Genomic DNA, 9,788 nt, shown 5'->3' with positions numbered 1-9,788 from the left:
GTAATAATCCAGTCTTCCTGACTGGCCCCTGGCCCCGCGAGAAGCCCTTTTTGCCGCATTTACGGCCAAAAATATCCGTTCATCCGACAGTACAGCACCCGTTAAAACCCGACCCTGCGATTGGATCTGGTTGTTGTGCTGTTATACCCTGTATGCACATTCCCCATCTTTTCAATACCAATTTACTAATACAATGTTCTTTTAAGATTGAAAAACATATGGGACGTATTGTTAGAAAAATTTCAAATTTCACCCGTTTCTTACCAACAAAAAATCATTTGCGGGCACATGGTGTTCTTTAAATTTTCCCGACCTTTAGACGCAGCACGAACATCGAACATTTCACCCGGCGGCAATGACAGTCGCAGTTCATTCATTGCCGCCCAATCGGTAAACAATTTGCGAAATATTTTGTTTTCAGGGAACGGGCGAAGAAGAAAATCTATCAAGGCTGCCTATTCGGCCAATCTGGCGCAGCCATTGTTCGTATTCTCGTCCTTCCTCGCAAGGCAGGGATGCATCAGATTTGCTATGACGCGCCTGTGTGGCCCGCAGGTCACGGGGCGTCATCCCGAAACGGCGACGAAAAGCACGACTGAAATCGTTGGCATGGCTAAACCCGTTCGCACGCGCGATACTGGACACCTGGGTTTCAGAATAAAACAATAATTCCCGCATGGCCTTGCCAAGCCGTTGTTCCCGTAAAAAATGGCGCACACCACCTTCTTCCCGAAAAAGCCGATAAAGTGCACTGCGTGAAATTCCGCATTCATCGCAAATCCGGTTCACATCCAAATCGGCATCAGCCATGTTTTGCTGAATAAACGATCGAATACGCACATCAATCAGATCGTCAACAACAGCCAATCCATCCTGTCGTCTCGCCGCCCCTGCTGGCCCGGCAGTATTAAGGCAAGCAGCCACCATTGAAATGACTGCGGGCATCAAATCAATGGCGCACCCGTCTTCCAGCGTTGGCAGGTTACGATTGAGCAGCACGATATAATCGGCCAGCATCCGGGTTAACGGCAAGGAAGAAGGCAATAATTGCATATGATGATGATCAGGATGATCAAGCACCGGCACCAGTCTGGATCGGGGTATAATTAGCGACAGATGGTTAAAATCACTGGTCTGGCTTTGCATTTCGCGCGCCAGATCAAACACCACCAGGTCGCCGGGCCCTGCCGTTTGGTCACCATACGGGGTCGTCCAGGTCATATTTCCACTAACGAAAAGCTGAACCATAAAATGATCCAGTCCGTCGCGGGCAATTTCCAGCGGGCGTCGCTTCCAGCACTGGGCGACAGTGGCCGTTTCCGCCAGCATCAGGTTGCCAACGCGCAATGCCCTTATAACAGCATTAAAGCGCCGCGGATCACGCAGCTCCTTTGGGGCATCAACACTAAAAATACACGAAATACTTTCGCGCCAAACGTCATAGCGCAACCGTTCTTCGATACTTCCTGTATCGAATACCGATTTTTCAATCACTTGTGCTGGCATAGGCCCCTTCCGTCAAAACTGTTAAACTACACAGTCTGATCGCTTCAACCTGTCACACACCTACTTGGTCTGGTGACTTATTATTTGTTACCTTTTCTACCATTATCGGCCAATTTCCGGCAACCATTTATCAAGTCCCGGCATCGTTGATGGCCCGCTCTATCCTTAAAAATCCGCGATGCATACGGAAGAATAAATCAGCATACTGAACTGCCGCCGTCGCGCACAATAGAACAATCCTGTCTTAGGCGGCATACTATCGAGACATTAACGACATCGTTCATAATCAGGGCTTTACCTTTGCTGTGGGCGAACCTGAAACAACGGTGCCACCGCAACTGATTGCACAGCCAACATAGGCAATGGGTTTGCCGTTATCCATCGACTGGCTGGAACCCTGGGTAATGCTCCCGCCGCAACTGCATTTATCGCCAACCCGGGCAACCGGCTTGCCATCAACAATAGATTGACCGCCTGCCGTAATTGTACCGCTGCCATGTTTGGAGCAATCAACCTTGTCGCCAACGCGAGCAACCGGTTTCATCTGTTATTCCTCCGCTGCTTTTTTGGCACATTCCTCACAAATCGGCAGACCTTCGTTGGCTGCCATCGACAGGGTGGGAACCTGGGCCGAGCCGGAACCACCCATTGAAACAGCCCCCTTAAGGTTAATTTTGGCCGCCTCCAGCGTAATACCCGATGAATCAATCACGATCTTGCCCCCCGGCCCCTTAATGACAAATTTCTCAAATGCCATCAGGGTATGAGTGCCCGTATTGGTGGTAATGGTTTTACCGACATCCAGCTTATACGCCCCGGAAACAGAACCTTCATAATTACGGCCGGTTTCATATAAATGATCCGCATAAATCGATTGTTTATGAATGTTTCCAACCGTATGGATATGGTCCTTGCCGTATTTTTCCTGTTGGTTGCGCCCCACCGAATAGGTCATATCATTGCCGATATTCTCGGTATGGTCGTTTTTGACCGTAATGGTTTTGTCATTACCAACGCTTTCGCTTTGGTCATGCGCCACCGTTTTGGACCGGTCATTGCCGATTTGATGGGTTTCGTTATTTTCAATAATGGTGTTGTGGTCTTTTTGCGCATGCATAAAGACTTCTTCGCGGTCGGCTTCATCTTCAAAACGAAATTCGTTATAGCCCTCGCCCTTATGGGTTTGGGATTTTATCGTCATCCGGGTTTTGTTTTCGGGCAAGCCATAGGGCGGGCGGTTGGTGGCATGATAGGTTCGCCCCGTTACAATCGGCTGATCGGGGTCCCCCTCCAGATAGTCAACAATGACCTCATGACCAATACGCGGAATGGCCATGTGGCCCCATGCACCACCGGCCCAGTTCTGGCTAACGCGGATCCAGCACGATGAATTTTCATTTTTCTCGCCGTAGCGATCCCATGGAAACCAGACCTTGATGCGCCCAAATTCATCACAGTAAATTTCCTCGCCTTCCGGACCGGTCACATGGGCAATTTGCGGGCCATCGACCAAAGGTTTTTGCGCCAGCGGCGGGCGATAGGGCAAATGCCCCGGCATGGTGGTGAAACTGGCCTTGTAGGTTGTCGCCCCCCCGCCCGCATCTTCTTCCAGGGCTGCCGATTGTGTACCACTATGCTGGACAGAAAGAATGCGATGGCGGCTGTTTGCACCACCATCATCATGCCCGGTCAGTTCAAAATGAAAGCCGGGGCAAAGCTGAATATTATTGGTTTCACCGTGGCCGGTGGTTGCGTCTACCCGTACACTTTCGATCCGATGTTTGGTAAAAGGTGCCCCCACACGCGGGTCCTTGTAGCGCCCCGGATAATCATACAGGGCGTAATCGCCTTGCAGCCCGTTATTTTCCTGTGCAGCCTGGTTGCGACGCTGATTGGCAGGCGGGTTTTTAAAAGTATAATCGTTCATTTCATAGGTAGATGAACGCAATTTTTCCCGCTGGGAAAAAGCACTGATCCAGCTACCGCGATTTTGCCCGCCGGTGCGCGGGTTATATTCAATCTTCGGTGCCGCCGGCAACATGGGGGCTGCCAATGGCGCATCCGTCAAAATCAGCTTGTGGCTGCTGTCACTATGTTCAAAATAATAAAGAATGCCCTCTTCGGACAAAAGCCGTTCGATAAAAGCCCGATGGGTCTCACGGTATTGCGTACAATATTCACGCGGCGCATGTTGACCATTAAGGCGCCATTCAACATCCGTAATCCCGTAATCCTTGAAAACTTCTGATACGATATCGGGTACAGTTTTTGCCTGCCAGATCCGGCTGTCCGACCCATGGTCTAACCGGCTTAGGGTCGGGCGCAACGTCACAGAATAAAATGTCCGGCGGATACCACTGTCACCGCGCTCAACCTCGGTGACGATGCCATGCAGATATCGCACTTCGTCATATTTATTATAAATGCCAAGACAGGCAGGGGCATCGATCAGGGCATGAAGGTCTATTGAAGGGTCACCCGACGCCAAATGAATAGAAATTTCAAACGGTGCATTGATGGTTTCGCGCGCGTCAAAGCCCACCACAGAAAAGTCCCCGGTCGCGCCACTAAAGGCGAATGCCAGATCCTGATCTTGCGATAAAAACCGTTTTGCCAGTCCCGACAGGGTTTCTTCCGATATGATATGGTTCATGGTGCGCCTCTTGCTGCAAACGCGATAACACTAATAACGACAAATCCTGCCAAACGACCTGAAAGACATAAGCCCGCTTCCCTGTTGCCGCCCCACGCCCGCAACTTTGACGTGTAGAAATGGCAAAAACGTGACAAATTCCTTCAATTCTACCCCCTATGGAACAAAGCAGTACAAACGAAGGAAGCCGGACCCGATAAACAGGTCCGGCAGGTCTGGTTGGGAGAGACAGACCTTAAGCCTGGACGGGCGCGCGCCAGTCGTCGGAACCGGATGTACCAGCAACCACGTGTTCCCACATGATTTTACGATAGGTCATTTTAATATCGACCAGCTGGGTATAATCCTTGGCATCCGGATCTTTGGCATGCGGCATTGCGCAGTTGATATCAACGATCAGCGCTTCTTCAAACGAGGTGGTGAAGAAATGGACCTGTTCAGATGCCTGGGTGCGGTACCATTTCAGCTCAACCTTCGGAAGCAGCTCACCGGTTACAAGAGCGTTATACATCAGCGGCACGGCCTTGTTCAGCGTGCAGGTAAATGTTACCGGCTGATGAATACGGGTACCGGTCGGATTGCCAGACTGCGGATCACGCGGGGTGATCACGGAATGATCAAAGGCCTGAACCATGATTTCATCTTCATGGCCGGCCTGCCACTCGTTGGTGATGCTGTCAAAGGTGGTCGCGCCCTGCGTGATCAGGCCCTGGGTTTCACCTTCAATCGTCAGATATGCTGGCATCGGCATGGGAAAATCTCCATTAAACAGATTGGAAAAATTGGTTCACCGTTTTGGTGTGAAAGAACCATGCCCCAACCTGTTGAGCAGCGTCTGCGTGAAAAATGACAAAAATTCATTTTTCTCACAAACAGGCTAACTATCTGGGAAAAAACTATAAATTCGATATTTAGCAAACATGTTTTAAAAAACATCAGGCGACTTTCCGCCCATCCGGGCGAAGTTTCGCCTGCAACCCTGCGCTGAATACAAAAACACGGCTCGTCCTGGAATTTTGTTTGTGGCAAAGAGTCGCGATGCGCAAAATCCAAGTACAAACAAAAAGGGCCTGCTCGAAATTGAGCAAGCCTAGGTACCGCAACAACCTGTTGAGGCGATATAATTTCTACACTTGCTGCGCCGTCCACTTCGCGGCGCGTTCATGGATATCTTCCAGCAATTTCTTACGACCCAAAAGTGAACGTTCCCACCAACGATAGGAAGTAGCTGGCCGAACATAAGAAGTTTCCATATTTTTAACATGGGTATGGAAAAACACCCATTTGCTATCCGCAGTTGCGCCGGCCCACAGATATTTACTGAACTTAAAGTCAGCACGAATATAGCCATCCGTATTTTCCGGAACGTAAGTTCCGTTAACGTCTCTGCTATTTGTATCAAATCGAAAAATATGCCAATTGCCGTGTCCCTGATTATCCGTCGGGGCTCCATCCTCCCGAGGATCTTCCACATAAATATAGACAAAACCACGCCGCAACGTCCGCACCGGATATGACCCGGGATTATCAATAGATGTCGGTTTGACAACATTATCGAGATCATAGGGCAACAACGAAAAGCGAACCGGAAGAATGGGTATGGTTGCCCGTTCGCACAGGAGGACTGTTTCTTAGGCATCGACCGTGGCAAAAAATCACCGTAATTCACGGTCCATCCCTTTGATCATCTGTTCGTTTGCTTTTGCCAACTTCGGCGCGGCGAGCGAGATCCCCGGTCAGGCCTTTACAAAGCCCTGAAATTTACCGTGTTCGGCCAGCCAGTCGATGGCTTTCGCGTCGATATCTTCGGGGAGGCGCGCGGCACCAAACAGGGAAGCCTGCCACCATTTCAGCGGCGCTTGGCCAGGGGCATTCGCGATAATTTCGCCTGTACCTGAACGCTCGAGAAAATTCTTCAGTGCGCGGCCAAGCTGTTCGCCATATGCATCATGGCCTGGCGGATAAGCCCCCAGACAAAACACACGCTTACGCTGTGGCTTACGCGCATTAACAAGTCTGATCCGCATGGGGCCGCTGTTAAAAAACCTGCCAGAAAGCAGATCGAATTCACCCTTATAACTATAGTCAAAATCTGATGCTGGCAAAATCCATAACTTGCCGTCGTGAGTGCCATAAATCGCGCCAATATCGCGGTTAAAGCGCACGGGCGCGGGCCTGCGAATGAAGAACCAGGCAAATGCGCAAATTACCAGCAGACCAAGCCCGACTAGCGGAACGATATAAGATTTAGGATCTGCATGAAATTGCAGAGCAATGTATTCAAAAGGGGTCGTATCTGCGGAGCAGCCATAGTAGTTTTTTGAAAGACATTCCCGGTTATAAGACTGTGCCCAGCCGGGATCTTCCCCCCACAAATATCCCCGTCCCAGTTTACCCAGCAAATGGTCAATTGGCGTTGCCTGCCCGGTCATAACCGGTATAAATAGCCACCAGATGGCCGCGACCCAACTTCCCAGTGCAGCCAACCCCGCAACCATTTTAAGGCGTCCAAATGAATATTGGGCAACTTCAACCACATCCTTGCGTGGATGGGTAATGCCTTCAAGCCGGATTGCCGGAGTATCAGGCCGCTGCGCCATTACAGATTTCCTTTACCGCTGAGATGTGCAGAAAAGGTCTGGCCGGTTTCACCACGGGTATATTCTGCACTGACATAATCGCCGGTATCGACAGGCATATAATAATAACCCGTCATCGGTGTCATGCGTTGCTGGCCGCGGTCCTTTGCCGGGTCAATTTTCACGACAATGGTAGAGGACCCCGCCATGGCATTGACGTGGACCTGTCCACTATCATCGCCGCTGATCTGTCTGGTCGAAAGATCGTAGCTAAGCTCCCAGGAACGGCCATAAAGCTCGCGAATACGCAATTCCAGGGTACCAGGTGTTTCCTCGGTAAAGGCCGGGCTTTCGATTACAAACATCCCGTCATCCTCGGTCTTGTTTTCAATCGTCATCGACCACAGCAAATCTTCGAACCAGTGGATTTCCTCTTCGAGGTGCTGTTTCCACTGCCCTGGCAGATTACGGGTTTCTTCAATCAATTCATTGGAAGACGGCCGTACCTGTAATTCCCAATAAGGAGATTGCCGCCCCCAGAAGCATTTGCGCACCACATCTTCGGTGTCTGAATAACTTAAAAATGTGATGCCCAGACCAACCAGCAAAACAATGGCCCCAATCCAGGCCGTCGCGGGGAAAAGCATCATGATTGTGCCAACCAGCAATGCTGTATTGCCAATAATTTCCGCCGGGTCATCGCGCTCAATCCCGCGATAAATTCCGCCTGCCGACATCACCATCCCCAGCAGGATCGAAACCCTTGGCAACCAGGTTGTCACAACGCGACCAATACCGGCAGACGACGCCAGGCGTGGTGCATAGATCAAATTATCTGCCCCTTGGGGAATAGCCTTTTTATAGAGAACTTCCAGCGCACTTTGCGAAATTTGTTCTGATGAAGCAAACATCTTCATGGTTTTGGAACCAAGACCCATCGCCGCATCGGCAACACCAATTGCAGTTGCCGTTAATGTAAACGATTTCCCGGTAATGATGGATGTTGCCACCCCCTTTTCAAACAGTTCATTGGCCTTTTCATGAGCTTTTGCTGTTTCAAGCAAGGCCCATGCCCCCAGCAAAACACCAATTCCCGCCGTACCAGCTTCAATCGACCGAATGGTGCGGTCTGCACGTAATCCGCCCATTAGTTCGACCTTGCCGTTCATTTCGACAGCCGGCATATCAACTGTCGGCATTCGCGTATCGAGCGACGACATATGCATTTGTCCTGACGGGCTGATCCCGGCGATCAAATCCTCGACCTGACCATCATTAAACGCCCCTTGCAGGAATTTAACCGCATCAACATAGGAAACGGTACGCTTTGTCATCATGACGGTGCCAGTGGCAGACCGGCGATAGCCATTAGAAATCGCATTCCGTAGTTCCGGCCCATCAAGAAGTTTGCGTTCGGCTGCAATCTCCAATGCAATCGCTTCGAGTGTAATATCAAAAGAAAACTGCCAGCGGTGAATACGCTCGAATACACCGGGGCTAAATCCGCTCCAGGCTTTCATAAACAGGCGCAGCGGTTTAATAAGCGAAGAACCCTTGTTAATATCAGCATTGGCAATGCCTTCGGCACCGCCCAGTCCTTTGCGAATGGCAATATGCCCACGTGCCGTAGCCCCCAGACCAGCCAGGGCGCGGCCCAGCAAAAGGGACGCGTAACCCACCGCATCCGGATCATTTTCCTGACCAAAACCAAGCGCAAGATGCTTGCCCAGATGATGATCGCTTTCATTGCCGATATGGGTATTAATCCCGGTAATCAGTTCATCAAGCGTACTGTCAATGCTGGTGATGATGGAGGCAAGGTTGTCGTATGAAATTTCCCAGTTTTCGGCAAAGGCCGGGTCCTGCATCTGGTACCATTCATCGCGTTTAGGCACCTGTTCCTTAATTACCTTACAAAAACGGCCAATCGTTAACGGATAGACATTCGCCTTGGAAAAATTCTGTTTGTGGTCAATCTTTGCCGCATAACGAAACTGCATTTCCAGAATATCGCCCAGCGGGTCATGTAACGCGGCCAGCACCGCACATTCGTCAGAAATTTGTGGCGGTGTTGCTATGGCAAACTTGGTTTGCGACAGCGCAAGTCGCGCTTCCAGGGTAGGGTCAACCCGGCTCGGAGATGGCTTGAATTCCTCGACCAGTTCCTCGGCCTTGCCAATATAGGCCGCCCACTGGTTGCTGCCGCGCAAGTTAACCGGCTGCATGATCTGTTTGCGAAAGCTTTCCTCATGGCCCTGACGGAAAAATGCAGGCGGCCAGCGATATTCACTATAGGCCAGCCACACTTTGCTGGCCCATTTGGGCACCCAGATGGTTTTGCTGGCCGGGGTCGAGCTGTCATAGCGCCAGGTATCGGCACCATAATTATCGGTCCATTCATATTTGGTAAAACTGTAATCCGCCCGGTGGTAACTGTCTGTTCCACTTGGCACAAAATCACCATTAATGTCCTGGCCCTTGGTATCATACCGAAACACATACCACGAACCGGGCCCGTGCCGGTCGCTGGCATCACCAGGTTCTTGCGGATTTTCGACATAAACATAAACAAAGCCACGCCGCAGCGTGCGGATAATACGCGACCCCGGGCTTCCGATCGATGAAGGCTCCTGTGCGCTTTCCAGGTCATAGGGCAGTTGCGAAAACCGCACCGGCAAAATGGGAATGCTGCTGCGCTGGCAGGGGAAAAATGTTTCTTCTGAATCTGCGTTGGCAGAAAAATCACCATATTCCATTTCGTTTGCTCGCTTTTTTGTGTGTTCCAACACGGTATTTTCTTCGCACAGTATAGCCTGCGCTTCTATTGTTCCCAGACCGTCACAACTGTCATCCCCACCAGTTTGCGGGCATGACACGTAATTGTTCAGGGCGTTGTCTTCTTTTGCGACTGCAACCACTGTTCCGCACGCTGATCAATATCGCCCGGCAGTTTCTTCCGACCCAGCAAAGACCTTTGCCACCAGGGATATTTCAGATTTTTCGGCCAGCTATGGTCACTATCCCCGTAAGAATCCCGCATAAATTCCTGT

The 9,788-nt window shown here is 50.7% G+C and carries 7 protein-coding genes; all 7 read right to left on the bottom strand.

Annotation, left to right across the window (positions count from 1 at the left end):
* Positions 1–417: 417 nt before the first annotated feature.
* The gene (locus THS27_RS22300; RefSeq protein WP_085594631.1) at positions 418–1,506 is read right to left on the bottom strand and encodes a helix-turn-helix domain-containing protein; all 1,089 of its coding nucleotides are present in this window, start codon (positions 1,504–1,506) and stop codon (positions 418–420) included.
* A gap of 286 nt (positions 1,507–1,792) precedes the next feature.
* The gene (locus THS27_RS22295; protein ID WP_085594629.1) at positions 1,793–2,050 is read right to left on the bottom strand and encodes a PAAR domain-containing protein; all 258 of its coding nucleotides are present in this window, start codon (positions 2,048–2,050) and stop codon (positions 1,793–1,795) included.
* A 3-nt stretch (positions 2,051–2,053) separates the two neighbouring features.
* The gene (locus tag THS27_RS22290; RefSeq protein ID WP_085594627.1) at positions 2,054–4,159 is read right to left on the bottom strand and encodes a type VI secretion system Vgr family protein; all 2,106 of its coding nucleotides are present in this window, start codon (positions 4,157–4,159) and stop codon (positions 2,054–2,056) included.
* A 235-nt stretch (positions 4,160–4,394) separates the two neighbouring features.
* Complete coding sequence (locus THS27_RS22285) at positions 4,395–4,910, bottom strand: Hcp family type VI secretion system effector (RefSeq protein WP_085594625.1); 516 nt, start codon at positions 4,908–4,910, stop codon at positions 4,395–4,397.
* A gap of 376 nt (positions 4,911–5,286) precedes the next feature.
* Entirely contained in the window at positions 5,287–5,778 is a 492-nt protein-coding gene (locus THS27_RS22280; RefSeq protein ID WP_371456118.1) for a toxin VasX, read from the bottom strand.
* A 117-nt stretch (positions 5,779–5,895) separates the two neighbouring features.
* Positions 5,896–6,759 carry a hypothetical protein gene (locus THS27_RS22275; protein ID WP_085594623.1) on the bottom strand — a complete coding sequence of 288 codons (864 nt, stop codon included), beginning with the start codon at positions 6,757–6,759 and terminating at the stop codon, positions 5,896–5,898.
* On the bottom strand, positions 6,759–9,494 hold the full coding sequence (locus tag THS27_RS22270; protein ID WP_085594622.1) for a toxin VasX: 2,736 nt from the start codon (positions 9,492–9,494) through the stop codon (positions 6,759–6,761). The genes THS27_RS22275 and THS27_RS22270 overlap by 1 nt, the downstream gene beginning before the upstream one ends.
* Between the last annotated feature and the right edge of the window lie 294 nt (positions 9,495–9,788).

The sequence above is a fragment of the Thalassospira sp. MCCC 1A01428 genome (genome assembly GCF_002115825.1).
GTDB lineage: Bacteria > Pseudomonadota > Alphaproteobacteria > Rhodospirillales > Thalassospiraceae > Thalassospira.
Note: the sequence above shows the minus strand (reverse complement) of the source record. Positions and strands in the feature narration are given on the sequence as shown.

Excerpts from the sequence above, each read along its gene's own strand:
- THS27_RS22290 (WP_085594627.1), bottom strand. The coding sequence starts at position 4,159 with ATGAACCATATCATATCGGAAGAAACCCTGTCGGGACTGGCAAAACGG.
- THS27_RS22270 (WP_085594622.1), bottom strand. The coding sequence starts at position 9,494 with ATGGAATATGGTGATTTTTCTGCCAACGCAGATTCAGAAGAAACATTT.
- THS27_RS22275 (WP_085594623.1), bottom strand. The coding sequence starts at position 6,759 with ATGGCGCAGCGGCCTGATACTCCGGCAATCCGGCTTGAAGGCATTACC.
- THS27_RS22300 (WP_085594631.1), bottom strand. The coding sequence starts at position 1,506 with ATGCCAGCACAAGTGATTGAAAAATCGGTATTCGATACAGGAAGTATC.
- THS27_RS22285 (WP_085594625.1), bottom strand. The coding sequence starts at position 4,910 with ATGCCGATGCCAGCATATCTGACGATTGAAGGTGAAACCCAGGGCCTG.
- THS27_RS22295 (WP_085594629.1), bottom strand. The coding sequence starts at position 2,050 with ATGAAACCGGTTGCTCGCGTTGGCGACAAGGTTGATTGCTCCAAACAT.